Source organism: Vibrio vulnificus CMCP6 (genome assembly GCF_000039765.1).
GTDB classification, from domain to species: domain Bacteria; phylum Pseudomonadota; class Gammaproteobacteria; order Enterobacterales; family Vibrionaceae; genus Vibrio; species Vibrio vulnificus_B.
Genome location: NC_004459.3, coordinates 1,464,108 through 1,489,985 on the forward strand (window position 1 = coordinate 1,464,108; position 25,878 = coordinate 1,489,985).

17 protein-coding genes, 14 tRNA genes and 4 rRNA genes are annotated in these 25,878 nt (G+C 46.0%); 19 read left to right on the forward strand and 16 right to left on the reverse strand.

Going from position 1 to position 25,878, the window contains the following annotated elements; genetic code table 11:
• Positions 1 to 31 precede the first annotated feature (31 nt).
• The gene (pepA, locus tag VV1_RS06980) at positions 32 to 1,540 is read right to left on the reverse strand and encodes a leucyl aminopeptidase (RefSeq protein WP_011079433.1); all 1,509 of its coding nucleotides are present in this window, start codon (positions 1,538 to 1,540) and stop codon (positions 32 to 34) included.
• A 192-nt stretch (positions 1,541 to 1,732) separates the two neighbouring features.
• Between pepA and lptF the strand changes: the two genes are divergently transcribed.
• Both lptF and lptG read left to right on the forward strand, forming a co-directional pair.
• Positions 1,733 to 2,833 carry an LPS export ABC transporter permease LptF gene (gene lptF / locus VV1_RS06985; protein WP_011079434.1) on the forward strand — a complete coding sequence of 367 codons (1,101 nt, stop codon included), beginning with the start codon at positions 1,733 to 1,735 and terminating at the stop codon, positions 2,831 to 2,833.
• 3 nt (positions 2,834 to 2,836) lie between these two features.
• Entirely contained in the window at positions 2,837 to 3,910 is a 1,074-nt protein-coding gene (gene lptG, locus VV1_RS06990) for an LPS export ABC transporter permease LptG (RefSeq protein ID WP_011079435.1), read from the forward strand.
• A 101-nt stretch (positions 3,911 to 4,011) separates the two neighbouring features.
• Here lptG and VV1_RS06995 read toward each other — a convergent pair whose 3' ends face one another.
• Positions 4,012 to 4,488: an RDD family protein gene (locus tag VV1_RS06995; RefSeq protein WP_011079436.1), complete on the reverse strand. Its 477-nt coding sequence runs from the start codon at positions 4,486 to 4,488 to the stop codon at positions 4,012 to 4,014.
• A gap of 188 nt (positions 4,489 to 4,676) precedes the next feature.
• On the opposite strand from VV1_RS06995, the gene VV1_RS07000 reads away from it, so the two are divergent.
• Positions 4,677 to 4,761 (forward strand) — tRNA-Leu (locus VV1_RS07000).
• 277 nt (positions 4,762 to 5,038) lie between these two features.
• Here VV1_RS07000 and cod read toward each other — a convergent pair.
• Positions 5,039 to 6,322: a chitin oligosaccharide deacetylase gene (gene cod, locus VV1_RS07005; RefSeq protein ID WP_011079437.1), complete on the reverse strand. Its 1,284-nt coding sequence runs from the start codon at positions 6,320 to 6,322 to the stop codon at positions 5,039 to 5,041.
• 268 nt (positions 6,323 to 6,590) lie between these two features.
• Between cod and VV1_RS07010 the strand changes: the two genes are divergently transcribed.
• The 16 genes from VV1_RS07010 (at position 6,591) to VV1_RS07085 (ending at position 19,741) form a co-directional block, all read left to right on the forward strand.
• A complete protein-coding gene (locus VV1_RS07010; RefSeq protein ID WP_011079438.1) occupies positions 6,591 to 6,896 on the forward strand; it encodes a PTS sugar transporter subunit IIB in 306 nt (101 codons plus the stop codon).
• Between the two features lie 88 nt (positions 6,897 to 6,984).
• Positions 6,985 to 8,316, forward strand: coding sequence for a PTS sugar transporter subunit IIC (locus VV1_RS07015; protein ID WP_011079439.1), 1,332 nt, complete (start codon positions 6,985 to 6,987; stop codon positions 8,314 to 8,316).
• 53 nt (positions 8,317 to 8,369) lie between these two features.
• Positions 8,370 to 8,678 carry a PTS lactose/cellobiose transporter subunit IIA gene (locus tag VV1_RS07020; RefSeq protein ID WP_011079440.1) on the forward strand — a complete coding sequence of 103 codons (309 nt, stop codon included), beginning with the start codon at positions 8,370 to 8,372 and terminating at the stop codon, positions 8,676 to 8,678.
• A 9-nt stretch (positions 8,679 to 8,687) separates the two neighbouring features.
• Positions 8,688 to 10,010, forward strand: coding sequence for a 6-phospho-beta-glucosidase (locus VV1_RS07025; protein ID WP_011079441.1), 1,323 nt, complete (start codon positions 8,688 to 8,690; stop codon positions 10,008 to 10,010).
• A gap of 19 nt (positions 10,011 to 10,029) precedes the next feature.
• Positions 10,030 to 10,788: a chitin disaccharide deacetylase gene (gene chbG / locus VV1_RS07030; RefSeq protein WP_026130615.1), complete on the forward strand. Its 759-nt coding sequence runs from the start codon at positions 10,030 to 10,032 to the stop codon at positions 10,786 to 10,788.
• Positions 10,789 to 10,883: 95 nt separating this feature from the next.
• Complete coding sequence (locus VV1_RS07035; RefSeq protein WP_011079443.1) at positions 10,884 to 11,879, forward strand: LacI family DNA-binding transcriptional regulator; 996 nt, start codon at positions 10,884 to 10,886, stop codon at positions 11,877 to 11,879.
• Between the two features lie 69 nt (positions 11,880 to 11,948).
• On the forward strand, positions 11,949 to 12,356 hold the full coding sequence (locus tag VV1_RS07040; protein ID WP_011079444.1) for a VOC family protein: 408 nt from the start codon (positions 11,949 to 11,951) through the stop codon (positions 12,354 to 12,356).
• A gap of 94 nt (positions 12,357 to 12,450) precedes the next feature.
• Complete coding sequence (locus VV1_RS07045; protein WP_011079445.1) at positions 12,451 to 13,707, forward strand: cyclic di-GMP phosphodiesterase; 1,257 nt, start codon at positions 12,451 to 12,453, stop codon at positions 13,705 to 13,707.
• Between the two features lie 507 nt (positions 13,708 to 14,214).
• A 16S ribosomal RNA gene (locus VV1_RS07050) occupies positions 14,215 to 15,757 on the forward strand.
• Positions 15,758 to 15,819: 62 nt separating this feature from the next.
• Positions 15,820 to 15,896 (forward strand) — tRNA-Ile (locus VV1_RS07055).
• Positions 15,897 to 15,906: 10 nt separating this feature from the next.
• Positions 15,907 to 15,982 (forward strand) — tRNA-Ala (locus VV1_RS07060).
• 279 nt (positions 15,983 to 16,261) lie between these two features.
• A 23S ribosomal RNA gene (locus VV1_RS07065) occupies positions 16,262 to 19,149 on the forward strand.
• Between the two features lie 87 nt (positions 19,150 to 19,236).
• Positions 19,237 to 19,352 (forward strand): 5S ribosomal RNA (gene rrf, locus VV1_RS07070).
• Between the two features lie 49 nt (positions 19,353 to 19,401).
• Positions 19,402 to 19,477 (forward strand) — tRNA-Thr (locus VV1_RS07075).
• Between the two features lie 8 nt (positions 19,478 to 19,485).
• A 5S ribosomal RNA gene (gene rrf / locus VV1_RS07080) occupies positions 19,486 to 19,601 on the forward strand.
• The 16S, 23S and 5S rRNA genes sit together here with 4 tRNA genes alongside, the layout of an rRNA operon.
• 63 nt (positions 19,602 to 19,664) lie before the next feature.
• A tRNA-Asp gene (locus VV1_RS07085) sits at positions 19,665 to 19,741 on the forward strand.
• A 334-nt stretch (positions 19,742 to 20,075) separates the two neighbouring features.
• Here VV1_RS07085 and VV1_RS07090 read toward each other — a convergent pair.
• From VV1_RS07090 to mltC, 13 genes are all read right to left on the reverse strand, one after another.
• Positions 20,076 to 20,807, reverse strand: coding sequence for an oxygen-binding di-iron domain-containing protein (locus tag VV1_RS07090; RefSeq protein WP_011079446.1), 732 nt, complete (start codon positions 20,805 to 20,807; stop codon positions 20,076 to 20,078).
• Between the two features lie 17 nt (positions 20,808 to 20,824).
• Positions 20,825 to 21,436: a hypothetical protein gene (locus tag VV1_RS07095; RefSeq protein ID WP_011079447.1), complete on the reverse strand. Its 612-nt coding sequence runs from the start codon at positions 21,434 to 21,436 to the stop codon at positions 20,825 to 20,827.
• A 164-nt stretch (positions 21,437 to 21,600) separates the two neighbouring features.
• A tRNA-Asn gene (locus tag VV1_RS07100) sits at positions 21,601 to 21,676 on the reverse strand.
• Between the two features lie 40 nt (positions 21,677 to 21,716).
• Positions 21,717 to 21,792: transfer RNA gene (locus VV1_RS07105), tRNA-Thr, on the reverse strand.
• A 35-nt stretch (positions 21,793 to 21,827) separates the two neighbouring features.
• A tRNA-Asn gene (locus tag VV1_RS07110) sits at positions 21,828 to 21,903 on the reverse strand.
• A gap of 39 nt (positions 21,904 to 21,942) precedes the next feature.
• Positions 21,943 to 22,018: transfer RNA gene (locus tag VV1_RS07115), tRNA-Phe, on the reverse strand.
• Positions 22,019 to 22,025: 7 nt separating this feature from the next.
• Positions 22,026 to 22,101, reverse strand: a tRNA-Thr gene (locus VV1_RS07120).
• A gap of 58 nt (positions 22,102 to 22,159) precedes the next feature.
• A tRNA-Phe gene (locus tag VV1_RS07125) sits at positions 22,160 to 22,235 on the reverse strand.
• A 233-nt stretch (positions 22,236 to 22,468) separates the two neighbouring features.
• Positions 22,469 to 24,094 (reverse strand): methyl-accepting chemotaxis protein, encoded by a 1,626-nt coding sequence (locus tag VV1_RS07130; protein ID WP_011079448.1) that lies wholly within the window; start codon positions 24,092 to 24,094, stop codon positions 22,469 to 22,471.
• A gap of 234 nt (positions 24,095 to 24,328) precedes the next feature.
• Positions 24,329 to 24,404: transfer RNA gene (locus VV1_RS07135), tRNA-Asn, on the reverse strand.
• A 14-nt stretch (positions 24,405 to 24,418) separates the two neighbouring features.
• A tRNA-Thr gene (locus tag VV1_RS07140) sits at positions 24,419 to 24,494 on the reverse strand.
• A gap of 54 nt (positions 24,495 to 24,548) precedes the next feature.
• Positions 24,549 to 24,624 (reverse strand) — tRNA-Phe (locus VV1_RS07145).
• 100 nt (positions 24,625 to 24,724) lie between these two features.
• Positions 24,725 to 25,864 carry a membrane-bound lytic murein transglycosylase MltC gene (gene mltC, locus VV1_RS07150; protein ID WP_011079449.1) on the reverse strand — a complete coding sequence of 380 codons (1,140 nt, stop codon included), beginning with the start codon at positions 25,862 to 25,864 and terminating at the stop codon, positions 24,725 to 24,727.
• Positions 25,865 to 25,878: the final 14 nt, after the last annotated feature.

Consider the following 25,878-nt stretch of genomic DNA (forward strand, 5'->3'; position numbering starts at 1 on the left):
GGCCTTGCGGCCCTTTTTACATTGACTTGAATTATTCTTCAGTCTCTTGGCCACTGCGATTTAGCAGGAATTGGACCAGCATAGAGACAGGACGACCTGTCGACCCTTTGGCTGCGCCAGACTTCCATGCTGTGCCTGCGATGTCTAGGTGTGCCCAGTTGTATTTCTTAGCAAATTTAGACAAGAAGCATGCTGCAGTGATGGTACCACCAGGACGGCCGCCAATGTTTGCCATGTCGGCAAATGGGCTCTTTAGCTGTTCATGGTATTCATCCGCCATTGGTAGGCGCCAAGCACGATCGCTGGATTGTTCAGAAGCATTGACGAGCTCATGAGCAAGAGGGTTGTGGTTAGACAGAACACCAGTAATGTGGTGACCTAGTGCAATAACACAAGCGCCAGTGAGCGTCGCAACGTCAACCACGCAGTCTGGTTCAAAACGCTCAACGTAAGTCAGTGCATCACACAGTACCAAACGACCTTCTGCATCGGTATTGAGTACTTCTACGGTTTGACCTGACATAGTCGTTAGGATATCACCTGGACGGTAAGCGTTGCTGCCTGGCATGTTTTCACAACCAGCAAGTACGCCAATCACGTTGACTGGTAGGTTCAGTTTTGCCAGCGCTTTCATCGTGCCGAATACGGAGGCTGCGCCACACATGTCGTATTTCATTTCATCCATGCCTTCGCCTGGTTTTAGTGAAATACCGCCTGAATCGAATGTTAGACCTTTACCGACAAGAACAATCGGTTTGGCTTCTGAATCTGGATGGCCTTTGTATTCGATGATAGACATCATCGATTCATTTTTCGAACCGCGACCGACCGCTAGGTAAGAAGACATACCCAGTTTTTCCATCTCTTGTTCACCGATGATTTTGGTGGTGATGGTTTCGTAGTCATCTGCCAGACGACGCGCTTGAGAGGCGAGGTAAGCTGGGTTTGCGATGTTTGGTGGCATGTTGCCAAGGTCTTTACAGGCTTTCACACCTGAAGCAATCGCCAAACCGTGAGTGATGGCTTTCTCACCAAGGTTCAGTTCACGACGAGTTGGTACGTTGAAGACAAGCTTACGTAGTGGGCGACGTGTTTCTGGCTTCACGCTCTTGAATTGATCAAAGGTATACAGGCCATCTTTCGTTGCTTCAACCGCTTGGCGCACTTTCCAGTACGTGTCACGGCCTTTAACGTGCAGTTCAGTTAGGAAGCACACCGCTTCCATAGAGCCTGTTTCGTTAAGTGTATTGATGGTTTTCTGAATGATCTCTTTATATTGGCGCTCACCAAGCTCACGCTCTTTACCGCAACCAACCAAAAGAACACGTTCAGAAAGCACACCTGGAACTTGATGCAGCAGTAGCATCTGACCTGGTTTACCTTCTAGATCACCACGGCGAAGTAGTGAACTGATGTAACCGTCACTGATTTTATCGAGCTGTTCGGCTACTGGAGAAAGGCGACGTGGTTCAAACACACCAACAACGATACATGCGCTACGTTGTTTCTCTGGACTGCCACTTTTTACACTGAACTCCATGCGTACTCCTACATCCTGAAGACAAATAGTTCTAAATGTTAGATAATGACCGCTTACTTGTTGAATTCTATTCTCGGTCTACTCTGTAAGTTACAGATTAACATTTAGTCAGTTTTTTTGAAAAATAAAAGGTTCAACGGGAAATTATAGTGATTCGACCAAAAAAACAAGTTTTGTATAGGTAATTTCAGCGTGATTATTGTTAGATATTTGATCCGCGAAACACTCAAGAGCCAATTTGCGATCTTTTTCGTACTTTTTTTGGTGTTTCTCAGCCAGCAGTTCATTAGTGTGTTAGCGGATGCGTCGGATGGCGATATTCCGGCCAGTTTGATCATGTCGATTGTCGCGTTGAACATGCCATCGATGGGACTGTTAATGTTACCACTCAGTCTGTATATCGGTATTTTGATTACCTTTGGTCGACTTTACGCGGAAAGCGAAATCGTGGTGATGAACGCCACGGGTATTGGGAATAAGTTCCTGATTCAAGCTGCATTGTATTTGGCGGTGATCACCTCCGGCGTAGCTGCGTTCAACTCATTGTGGTTGTCTCCTTGGTCGATGGATCGTGTTGAGCAATTGACCGAACAGGTTGCGGCTGAAAATAGTGTCGATTTATTAAAGAAAGGCCAATTTCAGTTCACTCCTGATCGCTCTTCGGTGGTTTTCATTGATGATATCAAAGATAAACAGCTGTCTAATGTGTTTGTCGCACAGCTTATGCCCAGAGATTCCATTCTACCGAGTGTGATGTTCGCTAATGGCGGTGAGGTGAAAGAGCTGTCTGATGGCCGTCAGATCATCTCTATGAAGCAAGGGACACGCTACGAAGGCGTACCAACTCGCGTGGAGTATATGATCACTGAATTTGAACAATACGACGGTTTAATTGGTCAACGTTCGGTCAAACAGCGAGGGCGAGATTGGGATGCGATTCCAACGCTGGAGCTGATTGGTAATCCTGACCCAGAAGCGCAAGCTGAGCTGCAATGGCGGGTTTCCCTATTCGTTTGTATCCCTCTACTGACCATGCTGGTTATCCCACTTTCAGCAGTGAGCCCGCGCCAGGGGCGATTTGCCAAAATGGGGCCGGCTATCCTCATCTATCTTGCGTATTTCTTGTCGATCAGCGCAACGAAATCTGCGTTGGAAGAGGGGGATATTTCTGCCTCGATTGGTATGTGGCCTATTAATGGTTTGCTACTGCTGGTGGCGATTATGGCGAACTTTATGGACAGCATTGCCGTTAGACGAATCAAAGACAATTTTAGAAAGAAGAGGCTAGCGTAAATCGTGTTTAAAATTTTAGACCTTTACATCGGTAGAACGATCGTTGCAACCACCTCTTTGGTATTGGTCACCTTTGTTGGCCTTTCTGGCATCATTAAGTATGTTGAGCAATTGCGTAAAGTGGGCAAAGGAACGTATGACCTCTTGCATGCGTTGTACTTTGTTTTATTGAGTATTCCTCGCGATATCGAAATGTTTTTCCCAATGGCCGCCTTGCTTGGTGCTCTGATTGGGCTAGGAATGCTGGCGTCGAGTTCAGAATTGGTGGTGATGCAGGCTGCTGGTTTTTCTAAGCTGGATATCGGCGTCTCCGTGTTAAAAACCGCAGTACCGTTAATGCTGGTGGTGATGGCGCTGGGCCAGTGGGGCGCACCAGACGCACAGAAAATGGCTCGTGATTTGCGTTCATTTGCCTTATCTGGCGGTAGCATTGTTTCCGTGCGCAGTGGTGTTTGGGCCAAAGATGCCAATGACTTTATCTTTATCGGTAAGGTAGATGAGGACAAGCTCTATGGGCTTAACATGTGGAAGTTTGACCAGAATAAGAAGCTGCAATCGGTCATTTTTGCCGAAGAGGTTGATTACCAACAAGACAATCGCTGGTTGATGCGTTACGTGCAAATTACCGATATGCAAGATGAGAAAGTCATTTCCAAACATTCATTAGAGCAGATGGAATGGGAAACCTCATTGGCTCCCGATAAATTAGCTGTTGTGACGGTAAAACCGGAAGAGCTTTCTCTCAGTGGACTCTATGACTATGTGACCTATCTCAAAGCCTCCGAGCAAGATGCTTCTCGCTACGAGTTAGCGTTCTGGCGCAAGTTGACTCAGCCCATTTCGATTGCAGTGATGATGTTGATGGCATTGTCATTTGTGTTTGGTCCGCTTCGAAGTGTCACTATGGGGGCGAGAGTGATCTCAGGTGTGATTGCGGGTTTTGCTTTTTACATTTCCAGCGAGTTCTTCGGGCCTTTGACGTTGGTGTATGGTATTCCACCAGTGTTTGGCGCAGTGGCTCCGAGTATTGTGTTCTTTATCGTTGCCGTGATGTTGTTGAACCGAAAACTGCAATAAATAATGGGATTGACTCGCGAAAGAAAAGAAGATGGAAGGCAATATGCCTTCCATTTTTTATGGTCTCTTTAACTCGAGCGCCTAGATTGTTTAGCTTGGGATTATCTGACTTTAGGCAGCAAAACGACTTCTGTTTTGGCCCAAATGTCGTGAAAGCCCCTTTTCTTCGGATCGATTGGCACAGTGAAATTTGCCAAACCAAACGCAGAAGTTGCAATGCGTATTAGAGCTTGAGTTGGAGTAATCATCGAACCGTCGTGATTACGTACTTGAATCTTCCATGCTCGCATTCCAAGTGTTTGGCCTGCTCGAGTCCAAAAATAGACTAAGAAGTAGATCCAGACAGCGGCAAGATAGAAAGTAAAGAGCGGGCTGATGATTGGGTGTCGGCTGAGTAAATCAGCGGCATCCACATATTCGCCATAACTGATCAAGCCCATCCCATTTAGGGCAAACAGTATGGCCATCACGACCCCGGCTGCCATCATTTCTAAAGCAATAATAATCAAAGCGTCATAAAAAAGTGCCGCAAGGCGACGAAAAAGCCCAGCAGGCGGTAATGTTGTAGTAGTCATCATCGTTCACTTACCTTTCAAATTGTGCGTCAGGATATAGATTCAACCCTATGAAGAAAAGAGAGCTAGAGCACACTGTGTTCATTTGTGGCGAAAACTTAGGCAAACGGTAATTATTTCAATCTTTTGCTCTTGCACAACCGAAAAGCTTACGTATAATGCCAAGCATCGAAAGGCAATAGCCTAAAGATGCCGGTGTGGTGAAATTGGTATACACGACGGATTCAAAATCCGTTTCCTTCGGGAGTGGCGGTTCAAGTCCGCCCACCGGTACCATACATAGAAAGGTCGCTTTTATAGCGGCCTTTCGTCGTTTTGGGCTTTTGGAAAACGCTCTTTGCTTTCTTTCTGCATTTGTATTGCTTTTTCTCCTATGCCGCCGCTTTTCTAGCACTAAGTGTTCAATCAAGCAGACTTTGTCACAAGTACCTTAATTTAAAATGCTTCAATCACTTCGTTGAGCTCTTAAGCGAGTCGTGTTTCTCCGACATAAACGAAAAAAGCGCGGAGAAGACTCCGCGCAAACTATCTACATTGTGATAGCAGGAACAGCTTATAGAGCTGTGAATAAGGTGTTCTGTGTGTCAGGTGTCCACGTTACCTGTGAGACATGCGGAACATTGACGAGATAGCGTACTCCTTTGTAGCTCACCACATCGCCTTGAGCGTACTCCACATTCAACATCCAGTTCGTTGCTGGATCTGCATTAGTCCATAGGCTAGAAGTTGCTGAGGGTGCCCAATCAGCTTGCGCTGTGTGGCTGGTGACGGCTTTGTAAACCGTCCCTTGATGAAGGACATAGGCGCCTGTTGAGTAGGTTGTATTGACCTGCCACTCTGGTGTGTAATTGTCCATCGTATCAAAGACGTATCCTGCCTCTTTGGCAATACGGATGAACTCTGCCAGTTTTGGTAGGTTTTGTGTTGCCCCCATACCGCGTTTGCCATCTTCGAATAAGAATTCATGAGTTAAGACAATCACTTTGTCCGCATGTAATGGTGTACCGCAAGGGAATTGTTGGGCTTTAGAGTTGATCGGATTGATGGTGGTAGGAGCACAGCTGTTTAAAGCAGCATCAACATAGCTCAAAAATGGAACCGCTTCCGTTAAGCTGTTTGCTGGCATCGCAATTCCCCAGTTTTCTGGTGCCCAATCCACATCCCAGCCGTGCGTTTGATAGCCTTTATTAGCCAAAATGTTCTGTACTTCAATGGATGCTTTGACGCTGTTTGATGGGTTGTCGGGATCACAAACATAACCGGGTTCCCATGGTTTAAGATTGTCCGATGTCGCACAGAGGCCATCTGCTTTAAAGCTTTTCGTCACACGCCAACCGTTAGTGTAGGGAAGACGAGCAAGCTCATCACCCTTATAGTTTGGGTAGCTGCTAATGGAAGGGAAGTAGCGCTCCAGAACCGCAAGGTTTTGTTCAAAGGTTGCAGCATCATAAACAGGATCTTGATAGGAGTTGATTTGATGATTACCTGTTGCATTACATTCAGCCCCGCTGTTTGGGCCAAATTCTTCCACGCAGTTATGGATCATGTGATCGTAACTGTGGTTCCCCACGATATGGCCAGAGTCGAGAGCCAACTTGAGCGCCTCAAGTGCTCGGTCTTCATTTTCATCCCCAATTCCATCTAAGTGCCAAGCATTGAAATAGAACGTGGCTTTAATTCCGCCTTCATTGAGCACTTGAATGACATCAAGGCTCGCGTTAATTGGGCCGTCATCAAAGGTTAAATAAATCGTGCCTTTTGGGCTTGTTTGTGCCAAAGCACTTCCTGAAATAACGATACTCGCAGCAGTAAGTAAAGCCAGTTTTTTTAATTTCATTTTTCTATCCTTTTTGAAATTAATTAATAATGACGTTGTTAGTTTTATATTGATAAAAGTGTTTTTATATTCGCTAATTAAATAACGATTAATCAAAATCGTTGCTCTCTTCTTGGTTATTATCCTATCCATGATTACCAATCTAAAAATAGGGTTAATTGTTCGAAATGAGATTTTGTTCACGAACAATGCAACCGGTTGCGCTTTTTTGCATGGATTTATTTTGCTACAGTTTTTAGGTCAGATTTTGAACAAGGGAAAATAAGTGATGAAAAAGATTTTGTTATGCTGTAGTGCGGGCATGTCAACGAGTATGCTGGTCAAGAAAATGGAGCAAGCTGCCGCGAGCAAAGGGATCGAATGCAAGATTGATGCGTTATCTGTCAATGCGTTTGAGGAAGCGATTAAAGAATACGATGTTTGTCTGTTAGGGCCGCAAGTGCGATTCCAACTCGAGTCTTTACAGAAGACGGCGCATGAGCATGGTAAGAATATTGCGGCGATCTCTCCGCAAGCTTACGGAATGATGAAAGGTGATGAAGTTCTTCAGCAAGCGCTAGATTTAATTAACTAATTCGCGAACGTAAAATTTTAAGAAGTTAATCAGGTCATATATTAAATATGGCTAAGGGTTGCTTTGTCTAAAAATAAGGAAGGATTCTATGAAGCTTTATGATGCGATAATTGGAGTTGTTGAAAAATATATTGCTCCAATAGCGGCTAAAGTTGGTAATCAGCCTCACGTGAGAGCGATGCGTGATGGTTTTATCGTGGCCATGCCATTTATTATTGTTGGTAGTTTTATTTTAATTTTTGCTTTTCCACCTTTTTCAGAAGATACCACTAATACTTTTGGTCGAGTGTGGTTAGATTTTGCTACTAAGCACTTCGATACCATTATGATGCCCTTCAATATGTCGATGGGGATCATGACGATATTTGTCTCGTTGGGGGTCGCTTACAGTTTGGCGAAAGCTTACAAAATGGATGGCATCACGAGTGCTGTGTTATCACTGATGTGCTTTTTGTTGGTGGCAGCACCGGCTAAAGATGGCGCTTTATCGATGGCACACATGGGCGGAACGGGAATCTTCACTGCAGTGATGTGTGCCTTCTTCGCGGTGGAGCTCTATCGCTTTATGAAGAAGCATAACATTACCATTCGAATGCCAGAACAAGTTCCTCCTGCGATTGCACGATCCTTTGAGGTTCTGCTACCAGTCTTAGCGATTTTTATTACGCTCTACCCGCTGAGTTTATTCGTGCAAGCCCAATACGATATGTTGATTCCAGATGCGGTTATGGCAATGTTTAAACCTCTGATCAGCGCATCCAATACACTTCCTGCTATTATTGGTGCCTTGCTGGTCTGTCAGCTATTGTGGTTTGCTGGTATTCACGGTGCGGCCATTGTTGTTGGCCTGCTTTCTCCTATCTTCCTAACTAATATCAGTGCAAACATTGATGCGTTCGTTGCCGGACAGCCAGTTCCAAACGTCTTTACTCAGCCATTCTGGGATTTCTACATCTTTATTGGTGGCTCTGGTGCGACATTAGCGCTAGTGATGTTGATGTCTTTCAGCCGTTCAGCGCATTTAAAGAGCATTGGTCGTATGAGTGCGGTACCAGGACTCTTCCAGATTAACGAACCCGTTATCTTCGGTAGCCCTGTGGTGATGAACCCAATTCTCTTCCTACCATTTGTTTTTGCTCCGGTGATTAACGCCACCATCGCTTATTTTGCTGTGCAGTTTGGCTTTGTTGGCATGGGCGTAGCGACAACGCCTTGGACAACTCCGGCCATCATCGGTGCATCGTGGGGAAGTGGCTGGACATTTACGCCGATTCTCCTCGTTGTTGGGTTACTGATCCTTGATCTCTTCATCTATCTGCCATTTTTCAAAATGTTTGAGAAACAGATTCTGGAGCAAGAGCAACCCAACACAGAATCTCAAGAGCAGCCACAAGCCAGTGGCCAAGGTGTTACCGCTTAATTTATCGAGATTTGAGGCTGCGAAGTCGCAGCCTCTCTTTGGAGGAGAGAAAAATGGAACAAGAACTGGTGGTGATGGAAATCATTTGTAATGCAGGTGAAGCAAGAAGTTTGTGCTTTGAAGCATTGAAATTATCACGGCAGAAAGAGTTTGTGCTGGCGGACGAAAAACTGGCTCAAGCAAAGGAGTGTTTGAACAAGTCACACTTAGTGCAAACGCAGCTGATTGAAGAAGATCAAGGTGAAGGCAAAGTGCCTATGACATTGGTCATGGTGCATGCACAGGATCACCTTATGACGACAATCTTGGCTCATGAGCTTGCAGTAGAAATGGTCGAACTTCATAAGCAGTTGGCTGGATGAGGAAGTCTTATGTCTAGAAAAGGACTAAAACTTGCGATTATCGGGGGAGGCAGTAGCTATACCCCTGAGTTAGTCGAAGGTGTATTAAAAAGAGCAGCATTTCTGCCAGTAGAGCAAATCCATTTTGTCGATATTGAGGCGGGTGCAGAAAAACTGGAGATCATTCGTCAGTTATCGCAAAGAATGGTGGATAAGGTTGGCGCTAAGATTGAGATCAAAGCTGGCTTTGATCGTAGAGAAGCGATCTTGGGTGCCGATTTTGTCATGACACAATTTCGTGTAGGCGGATTAGCCGCCCGAGCCAGTGATGAGCGCATCCCATTGAAGTATGATGTGATTGGTCAAGAAACCACTGGGCCAGGTGGGTTTGCTAAAGCCCTGCGCACCATCCCGGTGATCCTCGATATTTGTCGAGATATCGAAGAGCTAGCACCTGAAGCTTGGATGCTGAACTTTACCAATCCAGCAGGGTTGGTCTCCGAAGCGGTAAGCAAGTACTCCAAGGTGAAAAGCATTGGCTTATGCAATGTGCCAGTTTCAATGCAAATGATGATTGCAGAGATGATGGATTGCGAACCCAAGGAATTGCAGCTTGAGTTTGCTGGCCTTAATCACTTGGTATGGGTACATAACGCTTGGCTAGACGGAAAAAATATCACGGAGACCGTGTTGGAAAAAGTTGGTGATGGTGCCAATTTCAGCATGAAGAACATTTGGGAAGAACCTTGGGATCCAACCTTCTTAAAAGCTTTAGGGGCCATTCCTTGTCCTTATCATCGCTACTTTTATCAAACCGACGCAATGTTGGCTGAAGAGAAGCAAAGCGCGCGAGAAAAAGGCACGCGAGCTGAGCAGGTGATGGAAACAGAAAAAGCGTTGTTCCAGCTTTATCAAGATCCCGGTTTAGATCATAAACCCGAAGAGTTAGAGCAACGTGGTGGGGCGTACTATTCAGATGCTTCATTAAACTTGGTGGATGCGATTTACAACAACCGAAACAGTATCCATGTGGTTAACGTCTTAAATAATGGTGCGATAAATACGTTGCCGGATAACGCCGTGATTGAATGCAGTTCTGTGGTAGGAAGTTGGGGAGCTAAGCCGATTGCTATAGGCACTTTGTCACCAAAACTCAGTGGACTGTTACATCAAGTGAAAGCCTATGAACAATTAGCGATCGAAGCTGCTGTTCATGGCGATTACCATCAGGCCTTGATGGCATTAGCGAATAATCCATTGGTTCCTGATATTGGTAGAGCTAAGCTGATTTTGGACGATATTCTCCAAGAAAATGCAGAGTACTTACCGCAGTTTAAGTTAACCTCTCTTTAATAATAAGGTGGATGTTGAGATGAAAGTTATTTTTAACGCTGACGATTTTGGCCTCACGCGAGGGGTGAATGATGGCATTGTCCATGCTCATTTAGATGGCGTAGTACGCTCAACTACGATGATGGTTGGTATGCCCGCAGAAGCCCATGCAGTTGAGTTGGCTAACCATTTGCCAGAGTTAAAAGTGGGCCTTCATCTCAGATTCACTGCGGGGAGACCGCTAACGGAAGAGCAAAACCTAGTCGGCAGAGACGGCGATTTCACTCCTTATGGGCAATTTTGGCATCGACGAGACTACGATCCTATTGCGATACACAACGAAGCGGTAGCGCAAGTTGAGTACTTTTTAGCGCTGGGATTGAACTTGAGCCATATCGATAGTCACCACCATGCGCATACTCATCCACAGTTTGAACCTGTTATTTACGACATTGCGAGAACCTATCAAGTACCGCTGCGAAGCACGGGATTGGCTGGTGAAGAAGAGTTTGGTTGCCGCTATCACTTTACCGATCATTTCTATGACAAGCGAGTAGGGCACGATTCGCTGATACAGCACTTGTTGACGTTAAAAGAGCACTATGACGTTGTAGAAGTGATGTGTCACCCCGCCATCGTGGACACTGCGTTAGAAGCTTGCAGTGGTTATGCCAAACAAAGAGAACTTGAACTGGCCATTTTAACCAGTGATGAACTCAAGCTAAGTTTGAGAAAGCATGATATCGAAGTCACGGATTATTCCGAGTTGATTTTTGCACCACTGCACAGCTGTGTATGATTAAGACTGCCAGCATCGCCCCCTAGTCACCTTTCAAGTTGCTGGCAGTCACTTTTTATGAAGAAGCTCTGAGCGCTTCGAATTGGGTTGAAGGAATGGCAAGAATTAAAGATGTAGCAGAGCTTGCTGGTGTAAACCGCTCTACCGTATCGCGCATTATTAATGGCGAAGGCAAATTTAAAGAAGAAACCAAGAAGAAAGTTGAATGGGCGATGGCGCAACTCAACTACCGACCAAGTGCTATAGCGCGCTCACTGGCCACATCTTCTTCCAATATGGTGGGGCTATTAGTTACCTACTATACAGGTGGTTTCTTCGGAGAAATGATGGACCGTGTTCAAACCGAGTTAGATCAACACAATAAATTTCTCATCACCGCTCAAGGACACCATTCCGCGCAAGGTGAACGAGATGCAATACAACGCTTTCATGACCTACGTTGTGATGGCTACGTCTTGCACAGCCGTTACTTATCTGATGATGATTTGAGAGAGTTAGCTCAGCAAACAACACCGTTCGTCTTATTAGATAGATACGTCGAAGGATTGGAAGAACGTTGTATTACCTTCGATCATCGAGCAGCTAGTTTGATCGCTGTGAATCATCTAATTCATCAAGGTCATCGTCAAATCGGTTGCATTACTGGCCCAAGCCAACGGTATAACAGTCAACTGAGAAAACAAGGCTATCTAGATGCAATGAAGCAGATAGAGCATCAAGGAGGGGGGGCATTATGCATTGAAGGTGATTATGGTCGAAAAAGTGGCTACCGCGCGATGCAAGTTTTGCTTGAACGTGAACCTACATTGACGGCGGTATTTTCTTGCAGTGAAGAAATGACGATTGGTGCACTGCAATATTTGCATGAGAAGAAAATCGCAGTTCCAGAGCAAATATCTATAGTCAGTTTTGATAGTGTCGATCTGTGTGAGAGCCTTTATCCGACCGTGACAGCGGTGCATTTCCCGATTAGTGAGATGGCGGAAGTGGCGGTTCAAACCTTGATTCATCTCATCAAAGATCAACCACTCACCCCTTTAGACGGTTTTCAGCCGATACTAAAAAGGCGGAATGCAGACCGTACAATTTAATCGAATCAGACACCTGCAGTAAGTTGAATTGTTGACTATCTTTGTAAGAGACATAACAAGGAGAGAGATATGTATCAACTTACTCCCTACCTTTACTTTGCTGGACGCTGTGCAGAAGCTCTCGAATTTTACCATCATTGCTTTGGTGGACGCGTAACCAACATCCGTTTGTTCAAAGATGCCCCTCAATATATTGAATCGGTAGAACCTGATTGGATTATGCATGCCGAATTTGAAGTGAATGGTATCCATCTGATGCTCTCAGACGGTGTCGTTGCCAAGGAGTTAGCGGGAAACAATATGGCGTTGTCTCTGTGCGTTGATGATCTCGACATACAACTAAAGTTGTTTGATCAATTGGCTGATGGTGGGCGAGTGATGATGCCTTTAACTGACACCTTTATTGGCAGTCGTTTAGGAAAGGTTGAAGACAAATTTGGTATTCGTTGGATGATTCACTGTAAATTTACAAATTGATAGTGATTGGAAATGTGAATTGTTATTGATGAATTAATTGACAAAATCCACTAAAATTTCGCCTTTGTTTTGGAAATTTTGGTCTTAACGAGAAGTGGCAACTATCAAAATTACAGTAGATCGTATTCAACCTGGATTACATATACGTCTGCCGTTGAAGTGGAACGAGCACCCTTTTCTTTTTAATAGCTTCAAGATCAAGGATCAGGAACAAGTGGAAATGATTCGCCACTTGGGCGTGAAGTGGGTCTTCCTCAATGTTAATCAGAGTGATACGCAGCCATTGCCTGCCAATCAGCAAAACCTTTCTGAAAGTGAACAGCAATCTGAAAAACTTGATGGCGAAACCAAAAAGCTTTGGGATGAAAAGCAAAAGCGTATCGAGAAGTTAAGTTCTTACCGACGTCGTGTCATTCAATGCGAAAAAGAATTTGAACGTTCGTTGGCGAGAATGCGCTCTGTCATGACCAAAATTCGCAATCGTCCGACCGATGCGGTTGATGAAGCAAAACAACTCATCGATGACATCGTTGAAAAATTGATGAGTGATGACAATGTGACCCTTCATCTCATGAATGGGAAAAGTGAATTTGAAGATATCTATTTTCACTCATTAAACGTGTCCGTCATCGCGATGATGATAGGCCGTGCAAAAGGGTTTAGTGCGGCACAGCTAAAAGAACTTTCATTTGCCGCTTTGTTTCACGATATCGGTAAAATAAAAATTCCCTCTGCGATTGTCCGTAAGCAAACGCCACTCACTGATCCTGAGTTTAATTACCTCAAACTGCATACCAAGTACGGATTGGATTTAGCCAATACAGTAGATGGTTTTCCAGATAGTGCAAAAAAGGTCATTGCGCAGCATCATGAGCTCAATGATGGTTCCGGTTATCCTGATGGTTTAAAGGAAAATGAAATTGACGAGCTGACACAAGTGATTGCGGTGGCGAATGCTTTCGACAATTTATGCCATCACAACATTCCTGCAGAACAGAAAATTCCCTACACCGCACTATCTCATCTATATAAGAACTGCAAGCACCTCTATAGTGCCGAGAACCTGAATATTCTCATTAAGTTCATGGGAGTGTTTCCACCAGGTACGGTCGTACAACTTTCCAATAACATGGTCGGGCTGGTCATTTCCGTCAATGCGGCTCATCTACTGTATCCCAATGTTTTGATGTACGACCCAGCAGTACCAAGAACTCAGGCGCCCATCATCGATTTAGCGGACAAAGATATAAAGATAGTCAGTGCAATTCATCCTAATAAATTACCTGACAAAGTGAGAGAGTACTTAAACCCTCGCTCACGAATTTCTTATTTCTTTGATAGTGACGATTAGTTATCCACAGAATTTTGTGAATATCTTCTTTATATATTGAAGATAAAACTACGACAAATAAACGTTTGAGTGAATAATCATCACTCGAACGTTTTTTTTAGAAAAAATGGCAAATAGCACTTGCCAATGAAACTACCTTCCCTATAATGCGCATCCACCGACACGGCAGACAGCGTAAGGCTTCAGCAAGGTCGGGTGAGGCAAAAGCTTCTGAGAAAATAAATTTGAAAAAGTGTTTGACTCTTCAAATTAACTCGCTAGAATGCACCTCCGCTTTGAGAGAAAAGCTTCTCGAAAAGCAAAGCTCTTTAACAATATAAACCTATCAATCTGTGTGGGCACTCGTTGATGATAATCCAAAAGATTTATCAATGAACTGAGTGACCAAATCAAGTTGGTAACAGCCTTGAGCTGTTTTGTTTCACTTTTTTAAAAGTGAAAGCCAATAAGAGCACAGTCAATTTATTCAGTATTCATTGAGCCGAAGCGCAAGCTTCAAAAAACTTTTAATTGAAGAGTTTGATCATGGCTCAGATTGAACGCTGGCGGCAGGCCTAACACATGCAAGTCGAGCGGCAGCACAGAGAAACTTGTTTCTCGGGTGGCGAGCGGCGGACGGGTGAGTAATGCCTGGGAAATTGCCCTGATGTGGGGGATAACCATTGGAAACGATGGCTAATACCGCATGATGCCTACGGGCCAAAGAGGGGGACCTTCGGGCCTCTCGCGTCAGGATATGCCCAGGTGGGATTAGCTAGTTGGTGAGGTAAGGGCTCACCAAGGCGACGATCCCTAGCTGGTCTGAGAGGATGATCAGCCACACTGGAACTGAGACACGGTCCAGACTCCTACGGGAGGCAGCAGTGGGGAATATTGCACAATGGGCGCAAGCCTGATGCAGCCATGCCGCGTGTGTGAAGAAGGCCTTCGGGTTGTAAAGCACTTTCAGTTGTGAGGAAGGTGGTGTCGTTAATAGCGGCATCATTTGACGTTAGCAACAGAAGAAGCACCGGCTAACTCCGTGCCAGCAGCCGCGGTAATACGGAGGGTGCGAGCGTTAATCGGAATTACTGGGCGTAAAGCGCATGCAGGTGGTTTGTTAAGTCAGATGTGAAAGCCCGGGGCTCAACCTCGGAACTGCATTTGAAACTGGCAGACTAGAGTACTGTAGAGGGGGGTAGAATTTCAGGTGTAGCGGTGAAATGCGTAGAGATCTGAAGGAATACCGGTGGCGAAGGCGGCCCCCTGGACAGATACTGACACTCAGATGCGAAAGCGTGGGGAGCAAACAGGATTAGATACCCTGGTAGTCCACGCTGTAAACGATGTCTACTTGGAGGTTGTGGCCTTGAGCCGTGGCTTTCGGAGCTAACGCGTTAAGTAGACCGCCTGGGGAGTACGGTCGCAAGATTAAAACTCAAATGAATTGACGGGGGCCCGCACAAGCGGTGGAGCATGTGGTTTAATTCGATGCAACGCGAAGAACCTTACCTACTCTTGACATCCAGAGAATCTAGCGGAGACGCTGGAGTGCCTTCGGGAACTCTGAGACAGGTGCTGCATGGCTGTCGTCAGCTCGTGTTGTGAAATGTTGGGTTAAGTCCCGCAACGAGCGCAACCCTTATCCTTGTTTGCCAGCGAGTAATGTCGGGAACTCCAGGGAGACTGCCGGTGATAAACCGGAGGAAGGTGGGGACGACGTCAAGTCATCATGGCCCTTACGAGTAGGGCTACACACGTGCTACAATGGCGCATACAGAGGGCGGCCAACTTGCGAAAGTGAGCGAATCCCAAAAAGTGCGTCGTAGTCCGGATTGGAGTCTGCAACTCGACTCCATGAAGTCGGAATCGCTAGTAATCGTGGATCAGAATGCCACGGTGAATACGTTCCCGGGCCTTGTACACACCGCCCGTCACACCATGGGAGTGGGCTGCAAAAGAAGTGGGTAGTTTAACCTTCGGGAGGACGCTCACCACTTTGTGGTTCATGACTGGGGTGAAGTCGTAACAAGGTAGCGCTAGGGGAACCTGGCGCTGGATCACCTCCTTATACGATGATTATTGCGATGAGTGTTCACACAGATTGATACGGTTTAGATTAGAGTATCTAGTGGGTCTGTAGCTCAGGTGGTTAGAGCGTACGCCTGATAAGCGTAAGGTCGGTGGTTCGAGTCCACTCAGACCCACCACTCAAACGATGGGGCTATAGCTCAGCTGGGAGAGCGCCTGCCTTGCACGCAGGAGGTCAGCAGTTCGATCCTGCTTAGCTCCACCATCTTTAAGGGTTTTTCCTTAAGAATCTTTAAAAATGGTTTCGAAAGAAATCTGCTCTTTAACAATTTGGAAAGCTGACAAAACAACAATTTATTGTTGTTTGTAAAGTTCTCAATGTTTGTCTTTAGGACAAACACCAACAAACACATTCAAGTGTTCTTGGGAAGGTCACTTTTAGTGACTATTCGAAATTGAGTCCGGCAAAATCAACGCTATCTCGCTCATTCAAATAATGAGATAGCAACTTTGGTTGTTTAACAAAGACCCTTTGGGGTTGTATGGTTAAGTGACTAAGCGTACACGGTGGATGCCTTGGCAGTCAGAGGCGATGAAGGACGTAGTAACTTGCGATAAGCGTAGATGAGGCAGTAACAGCCACTTGAGTCTACGATTTCCGAATGGGGAAACCCACTGGCATAAGCCAGTATCATTGAGTGAATACATAGCTCAATGAAGCGAACCGGGAGAACTGAAACATCTAAGTACCCCGAGGAAAAGAAATCAACCGAGATTCCGAAAGTAGCGGCGAGCGAAATTGGATTAGCCCTTAAGCTTTACATGTGTTAGACGAACGGTCTGGAAAGTCCGACGATACAGGGTGATAGTCCCGTAGTTGACGATGCATGTTCAGTGAAATCGAGTAGGGCGGGACACGTGTTATCCTGTCTGAATATGGGGGGACCATCCTCCAAGGCTAAATACTCCTGACTGACCGATAGTGAACCAGTACCGTGAGGGAAAGGCGAAAAGAACCCCTGTGAGGGGAGTGAAATAGAACCTGAAACCGTGTACGTACAAGCAGTAGGAGCACCTTCGTGGTGTGACTGCGTACCTTTTGTATAATGGGTCAGCGACTTATATTCAGTGGCAAGGTTAACCATCTAGGGGAGCCGTAGGGAAACCGAGTCTTAACTGGGCGCCATAGTCTCTGGATATAGACCCGAAACCGAGTGATCTAGCCATGGGCAGGTTGAAGGTTGAGTAACATCAACTGGAGGACCGAACCGACTAATGTTGAAAAATTAGCGGATGACTTGTGGCTAGGGGTGAAAGGCCAATCAAACTCGGAGATAGCTGGTTCTCCCCGAAAGCTATTTAGGTAGCGCCTCGGACGAATACTACTGGGGGTAGAGCACTGTTAAGGCTAGGGGGTCATCCCGACTTACCAACCCTTTGCAAACTCCGAATACCAGTAAGTACTATCCGGGAGACACACGGCGGGTGCTAACGTCCGTCGTGGAGAGGGAAACAACCCAGACCGCCAGCTAAGGTCCCAAATTACAGCTAAGTGGGAAACGATGTGGGAAGGCTTAGACAGCTAGGATGTTGGCTTAGAAGCAGCCATCATTTAAAGAAAGCGTAATAGCTCACTAGTCGAGTCGGCCTGCGCGGAAGATGTAACGGGGCTAAGTTGTAAACCGAAGCTGCGGCAATGTTCTTTGAACATTGGGTAGGGGAGCGTTCTGTAAGCCGTTGAAGGTGTGTTGTAAAGCATGCTGGAGGTATCAGAAGTGCGAATGCTGACATGAGTAACGACAAGGGGGGTGAAAAACCTCCCCGCCGGAAGACCAAGGGTTCCTGTCCAACGTTAATCGGGGCAGGGTAAGTCGACCCCTAAGGCGAGGCCGAAAGGCGTAGTCGATGGGAAACGGGTTAATATTCCCGTACTTCTTACAATTGCGATGGGGGGACGGAGAAGGCTAGGTGGGCCTGGCGACGGTTGTCCAGGTTCAAGTGCGTAGGCTGAGTGTTTAGGTAAATCCGGACACTCTTAAGGCTGAGACACGACGTCGAGCTACTACGGTAGTGAAGTCATTGATGCCATGCTTCCAGGAAAAGCCTCTAAGCTTCAGATTGTAAGGAATCGTACCCCAAACCGACACAGGTGGTCGGGTAGAGAATACCAAGGCGCTTGAGAGAACTCGGGTGAAGGAACTAGGCAAAATGGTACCGTAACTTCGGGAGAAGGTACGCTCTTGATGGTGAAGTCCCTTGCGGATGGAGCTGACGAGAGTCGCAGATACCAGGTGGCTGCAACTGTTTATTAAAAACACAGCACTGTGCAAAATCGTAAGATGACGTATACGGTGTGACGCCTGCCCGGTGCCGGAAGGTTAATTGATGGGGTTAGCGTAAGCGAAGCTCTTGATCGAAGCCCCGGTAAACGGCGGCCGTAACTATAACGGTCCTAAGGTAGCGAAATTCCTTGTCGGGTAAGTTCCGACCTGCACGAATGGCGTAATGATGGCCACGCTGTCTCCACCCGAGACTCAGTGAAATTGAAATCGCTGTGAAGATGCAGTGTACCCGCGGCTAGACGGAAAGACCCCGTGAACCTTTACTACAGCTTGGCACTGAACATTGAACCTACATGTGTAGGATAGGTGGGAGGCTTTGAAGACGTGACGCCAGTTGCGTTGGAGCCGTCCTTGAAATACCACCCTTGTATGTTTGATGTTCTAACGTTGGCCCCTAATCGGGGTTGCGGACAGTGCCTGGTGGGTAGTTTGACTGGGGCGGTCTCCTCCCAAAGAGTAACGGAGGAGCACGAAGGTGGGCTAATCACGGTTGGACATCGTGAGGTTAGTGCAATGGCATAAGCCCGCTTAACTGCGAGAATGACGGTTCGAGCAGGTGCGAAAGCAGGTCATAGTGATCCGGTGGTTCTGAATGGAAGGGCCATCGCTCAACGGATAAAAGGTACTCCGGGGATAACAGGCTGATACCGCCCAAGAGTTCATATCGACGGCGGTGTTTGGCACCTCGATGTCGGCTCATCACATCCTGGGGCTGAAGTCGGTCCCAAGGGTATGGCTGTTCGCCATTTAAAGTGGTACGCGAGCTGGGTTTAGAACGTCGTGAGACAGTTCGGTCCCTATCTGCCGTGGGCGTTGGAAGATTGAAGGGGGCTGCTCCTAGTACGAGAGGACCGGAGTGGACGAACCTCTGGTGTTCGGGTTGTGTCGCCAGACGCATTGCCCGGTAGCTAAGTTCGGAATCGATAACCGCTGAAAGCATCTAAGCGGGAAGCGAGCCCTGAGATGAGTCTTCCCTGATACTTTAAGTATCCTGAAGGGTTGTTCGAGACTAGAACGTTGATAGGCAGGGTGTGTAAGCGCTGTGAGGCGTTGAGCTAACCTGTACTAATTGCCCGTGAGGCTTAACCATACAACACCCAAAGGGTTTTGATGGACTCGATGTAAGAACATTGAATGTGTAGAGAATAGAAACAGCTTTCCGAATTTTAAGAATTTGCTTGGCGACCATAGCGTTTTGGACCCACCTGATTCCATTCCGAACTCAGAAGTGAAACGAAATAGCGTCGATGGTAGTGTGGGGTTTCCCCATGTGAGAGTAGAACATCGCCAGGCTTTTAATTTTTGAAACCCGCTTTCAGAGCGGGTTTCTCAAGTTTTAAATGCTGATATGGCTCAGTCGGTAGAGCGCATCCTTGGTAAGGATGAGGTCCCCAGTTCGATTCTGGGTATCAGCACCATGATTTTGCTTAGCGACCATAGCGCTTTGGACCCACCTGATTCCATTCCGAACTCAGAAGTGAAACGAAGTAGCGCCGATGGTAGTGTGGGGTTTCCCCATGTGAGAGTAGGACATTGCTAGGCTCTTATTTGTTTTTTGCTTTTAAAAAGTAAAACAAAACTTAGACTCAATAGTCTAACCAGTGCGGAGCGGTAGTTCAGTTGGTTAGAATACCGGCCTGTCACGCCGGGGGTCGCGGGTTCGAGTCCCGTCCGCTCCGCCACTTATACCAAGCCTCAGTTGAAAAACTGGGGCTTTTTTACGTCTGGATGTTTGGGTTTACTCTAACGTCGAATGAGTTCTGCTTGATGAGTTCCGCTTGAATGCAAGTCTGGCCGTCCCTTGCCGCTCTAAACTGTGTTTTGTTGTCTGCGATTACAGGTCTCTCTTACTGAAGGTGATTACTCGCTGATAGCTCCTCTGATTGGCATAGCATGCTTCCATTATGGCTTCATTACCTATGGTACGTTACTCTTAGAGTCGCTTAGGCATTTATAGGCTGCTACTTTCTTTTGAATCCTCACTTTCTGTCTTTTTAAGTGTTGGGATAACAGTAATTAAACTGCAATACCGACTTCTAACTTATCTAGCCAATCTAAAAAACGTGGTACGTCATCACCACGGAAAATACCGCCGTGTTGCGGGCACATCATCTCTATATCCAGTTGGCTTACCTTGTCAATCCATGCTGATTTGGCTTTTTCCGATGGCATCCAACGTTGATGAAAATAGGCCATTTTCTCGATATGACTACCAAAGTCTTCAACGAAAAGTGGCGCGTCGATACGATCAAGTGCGGCGCCAATATCTCCGGACATTAAGATCTTTGCTTCAGGGTCATAGACGGAAAAATTTCCTGAAGAATGCATATAGTGGGCCGGAATAAATTGAATATCTAACCCTGCTAATGACACCGTTCCACCTTGATCTTTGATCGGAGCAAAGGTGATAGATTCCATACCAAAATGACGAATAAAGCCTTCCCAAAGCCAAGGTGAATGGAGCGTTGCTGAGGGGAGGGTTTTATCCCAAAGTCCAAGAGAGGAGATGATGTCGGGATCTTGATGCGATGCAAATAGATGGGTAATTTGCTCAAGTGATATTTCTTTCACAACACTGCTGAGCATGGCAGAGAAAAGCTCGATACCACCAGGGTCGAGGAGCATCGCCTGGCCGTTGTGTACCAGCATATACTGATTAGTATCGATGATTTTGTCAGGCTTATGAGGATCTCTACCAAACATCAACCAACGGTGGGAGCCTTCTTCATAGAGAATTTCTGAGCGCATAATTTTTAATGTCCTTATTACAAAAAGAGCGAAAAGAGTTTAAGAGAGAGTGAAACATGATGGCGAATTGCATCAGAGAATTCCGTTACACTATCGGCGATAGCGTTGAGTTGAATTCGGTAACGCTCGTCGACTTTAGATGCTTCAACGCTGAGCATAGTCGATATGATCTGAGCGATGCGCAGTTGGTCATAGAGCTCCTGAAGGGCTTCCTTTAGGGATTTAGCTTTGAGAGTAAATAAGGTGTTGAGTTGCTGATAATCTTCGTTAGCACGCTGTTTGGCTTGATTTAAACTGGATAGAAATATTGCTTCTTTGCTGCTTTGTTCCACACGATTCAACTGCTTTAACACAAATTGAGCACGAGTTCGCTCTGTGGCAATTTGACTGAGTTGTTGAGCTTGTAGATTGATGGTATTTGAAGAATGAAATGTCAGGAGGACGAGCTCATCAATGGAATCCGTGACGGGTCTAAATCCTGCTGCACTTTCTCCCGCTCTTAGAGCAAGCGCTCTGGCATTACTGGCAACCAGTTGTAGTTGTTTCGCAATTTTTAACCCTCGATTTAACTCTGCTGATACTTCAGTGGCAATAACGAATAGAGGTTTTCGTTCAATGGTGTCTCTCATTAACTCGCTCAATACACAGTTTGTTCTTATATAGGTATAGAGCTGAGTTGCATATTTGCCAATGCCTAAGGTTCTAAAATTGGCAGCGAGAAAAAGGAATTGAACGGAGATGAGCTAATGATAGATGTGAAAAAGCCGCATCAATGATGCGGCTTTTTCTAAGGTGGCTCCTCCTGCTGGGCTCGAACCAGCGACCTGCGGATTAACAGTCCGTCGCTCTACCGACTGAGCTAAGGAGGAACTATTCTGTGTTTCTTGCAATGCAAGATAACGTTATAAATGGTGCCGACTACCGGAATCGAACTGGTGACCTACTGATTACAAGTCAGTTGCTCTACCTACTGAGCTAAGTCGGCGCCTAAACAACAAGCTTTCGCTTATCCTTTGAAAGTGGCTCCTCCTGCTGGGCTCGAACCAGCGACCTGCGGATTAACAGTCCGTCGCTCTACCGACTGAGCTAAGGAGGAACTATTCGGTTATTGTGTGTTAGCACAACTTAAAATAAGTGGTGCCTCGAGGCGGAATCGAACCACCGACACGAGGATTTTCAATCCTCTGCTCTACCGACTGAGCTATCGAGGCAAAAGAATGGTGCCGACTACCGGAATCGAACTGGTGACCTACTGATTACAAGTCAGTTGCTCTACCTACTGAGCTAAGTCGGCGCACTATATTCTTTTTAAATTGTCGTTCGTACGTTAAGCACCAACGACTTTAAATTCGTGGTGCCCGGAGGCGGAATCGAACCACCGACACGAGGATTTTCAATCCTCTGCTCTACCGACTGAGCTATCCGGGCGACGAGGTGTATTAAACGGTTTTTCGCTTTCTAGGTCAATATAAAAATGCAAAAAAAATATCGTTTGCTGCTTTTGTGCCCGCTATGGGGTGTTTTTATTCGTTTTAAACGATGGAAGTACAGTATATAAACATCTAAGCGACATTTATTTATCAGATTTAATGGGATGGACAGCGATTCCAGCAATAAAAAAGCACGCGATAAGACGTGCTTAGTTAGAAAACAGGTTTAGTTTAATGCTTTACGGAAAAATTATTGACCCAGTTTTCGAGTTGGTTCGCTAAGGTCGCCAAGCTGCGCGTGCTGTTGTGACTCTCTGTGACGACGCTGGTAAGCTGATTGCCGCTGTCTTCAATCATGTTGATACGCTGTGCAATATCATCACTCACTTGTGTTTGTTCTGCGGCGGCGGTCGCAATTTGTTGGCTCATGGTACTGATGGATTCCAAGGCTTGAACGATCTGTTGCAACGCTTCTGAAGCTGTTTGCGATTCAACAACGGTGCTTTGGCTGGTCTCCGCACAGATTTCCATGGTTTGGATGGCATTGCGAGAACCTTGTTGCAAGTTATTGATCATCAACTGGATCTCTTTAGTGCTGGATTGGGTTCTTCCTGCAAGGTTACGTACTTCGTCCGCGACGACGGCAAAACCTCTTCCTTGCTCGCCAGCTCGAGCAGCCTCAATCGCAGCGTTGAGGGCCAACAAGTTGGTTTGCTCCGCAATATCGCCGATCACATCGAGCACTTTTACAATGTTGTTCACGTCTTTATCGAGATCTGCCACCGCTTGGCTGGCGGTGCCTAACTGGCTTGCCAATCCTTGGATGTTGCTGACGGTATTGTGAATCAGCACCTGTGTATGTTTACTCTGTTTATCGGCTTCATCCGTATTGTTGGCCGTATCACTGGCGGAATCGGCGACGTGATTTGCAGAAGAAGCCATTTCTGTCATCGCTGTTGCTATCATCGCGGTCGACTGTTGCTGCATCGCAGTGAGGTTGGAAATGGTATCGCTACGGCTTTCAACGGACGCCAGTTCGTCACGCAGTGCGTGCATTGAACGTTCTAGGTTGCTGATCATCTCGGCTAAGGAGAGGCTCATCTCTTGCACGGCCTGGTAAATACTGCCTTGTGGCGCTTTATTGTCGAAACTGGTTTGGATGCGACCTTTTGCAACGTCTTGTACTGCGTTGCGCACATCATTTGGCTCGCCACCCAACAGATTCAGCATTTTATTGATGGAAACAATCAAGCCACCCAAAATCGTGCCTGCAATCACAAGACAAAGGACCAACTGCCATTGGGCGGTAGACCAAAAGCGAGCATTCACTTCATTGAAGCCGATACCCGTACCGACAACCCAACCCCAGTGTGGGGTTCTTTCTGCGATTGAGAGTTTTTCCTCAATCGAGCCATCGGCCAGTTTTTGCGTCCAAGTATATTCCACCAGTTGGCCTGTTTTTCGGCCAAGCACATCTAGGATTAACTGGCCAACGCTGTTGCCATTACCATCTCGAAAATCATGAAAACTGGTGCCATGAAGTTGTGGATCTAATGGAGTGGCAATAAAGATCATTTTTTCATCGGCAACGTAAACATACTCATTGTCTTTGTAGATGTTATTACGCAGTAGTCGAGTGGCTAATGCTTTCGCTTCTGGCTCAGACATTTTTCCTTCTACGGCCATTTTCTCGACTTCGGTCAGGATGCTATAAGCGCTGCGAAAGAGTTCGGTTACTCGTGCTTTGTTATCTAGATTACTGGCCACCCTTAGTGTCCAAAGGCCAGTAGCGGTTAACGCGAGTAGGGCAATTAAGATAATTCCCGATAATAAATAAGCTTGTGTCTTAAGTTTCATAAAAATGCTCATATTGTAGTCACAATGAACACGGCAAATGCTTGGTTTGTCCGTTTAATTGAAATGAAATATTAATGTAGCACGAGTGAAACAAGTAGCTGCTTAGCGTCAAAGCATGATCGTGATTAAATTTATAGCGTGAAAAAAGTATAAATGGAGGAAAAGTAATGAATTGGCAGGGAAATAAAGCGCAGAAATGAAAAAAGCCAAGTCTTTCGACTTGGCTTTTAAAGGTGGCTCCTCCTGCTGGGCTCGAACCAGCGACCTGCGGATTAACAGTCCGTCGCTCTACCGACTGAGCTAAGGAGGAACAAATTTTAATAATGGTGCCGACTACCGGAATCGAACTGGTGACCTACTGATTACAAGTCAGTTGCTCTACCTACTGAGCTAAGTCGGCACACTATATTCTTTAATTATCGCTTGTACTATTTGCACCAACGATTTGAATTCGTGGTGCCCGGAGGCGGAATCGAACCACCGACACGAGGATTTTCAATCCTCTGCTCTACCGACTGAGCTATCCGGGCGACGGAGCGCTATTAAACGGATTTTTTATCTGCCTCGTCAACCGATTTTTGCAAAAAAAGTAAAAAATTGATCATTTGCTTAGAAAATATTCATTTGTAATCAAAGAGAATGTCCTTGATTAAAGTCTTGCTTGAATTTGGTTACTTTTTCCAAATAACGGCGAGCTTCCGCATTGGGGTGTTTTTTGGTTAATGCCCAATAAACTTGATTGGGTTGCAATGCGTTGAGATCGCGCATTGCGCGCTTGCGATCGTTGCGATTAAAGGTGTTGAGTACACCGCCTGTACCACCGTTGTAGGCTGAAATCATCGAATATTCGAGAGATGTTGGATGATTGACCTCTTTCAGATAGCGGTTTTTCAACAGATAAAAATAGGCCGTTCCGGTGTCGATATTGTTTTCTGGGTTAAAGAGATATTCCGGACTGGGTTCGCCACTGCGATTTTTAACCAAGTTGAACACATCGCGGCCTGCGGTTTTCGGTACGACTTGCATTAAGCCATAGGCGTTTGCCCAGCTCACGGCATAAGGGTTGAAACTGCTTTCGGTTTTGATGATGGCGTAAATCAGATCTTCGGGAATGTCGTACTTTCTTGAGGCGCGGCGTACGATATCGGCGTATTTATAACTGCGTTTGTCTACGTGGTCTGCCACCATGGGAATTTCAACGTAGTAGGCTTTCTTAAAATCAACCGTACGTGTCTTGAGTTTATTGGCGATCAGATAATCGGCAAAGCGATTGGCGCGCCAAGTCCACTGGATAGCTTGTTTGTCTTGATCTAACACTTGATTGTAGAGAAAAGGTTGCCCTTCCAAGCGGATCTCTTTGGAGGAGAAAAGATCGACATTGGCCGGATCATCTGGAGTTAGCAAGGTAGTGATAATGGCATTTTTCAGGTGCTGTTTGGGTTCTGTGGGTGAAACCGTCTCAATGAGGATGGTGCCATTGCTAAAGTTGACATCGGCTCGGCTGAGGTAATTATCTATGTATTTCACATAGTTACTTTTGCCTGCCATTTTTATTTCTCGGCTCCCCCAGCGTTTTTCAATATTGCCTGAGAAGCTGTTGATCAAAGCATCCAGTGCTGCCGTGTCTTTTTCAAATTGTCCTGGCAGCTCTGCGAGATTTTTAGCAAAGCGGTTGGTCGGTTGGTAATTGACGTCATAGATGTTTTCGATAAATTCGCGGCTACAACCGGTTAAGAGCAATGCAGCTAAAAAATACCCAAACTTTTTCATCGTTTACCTATTCA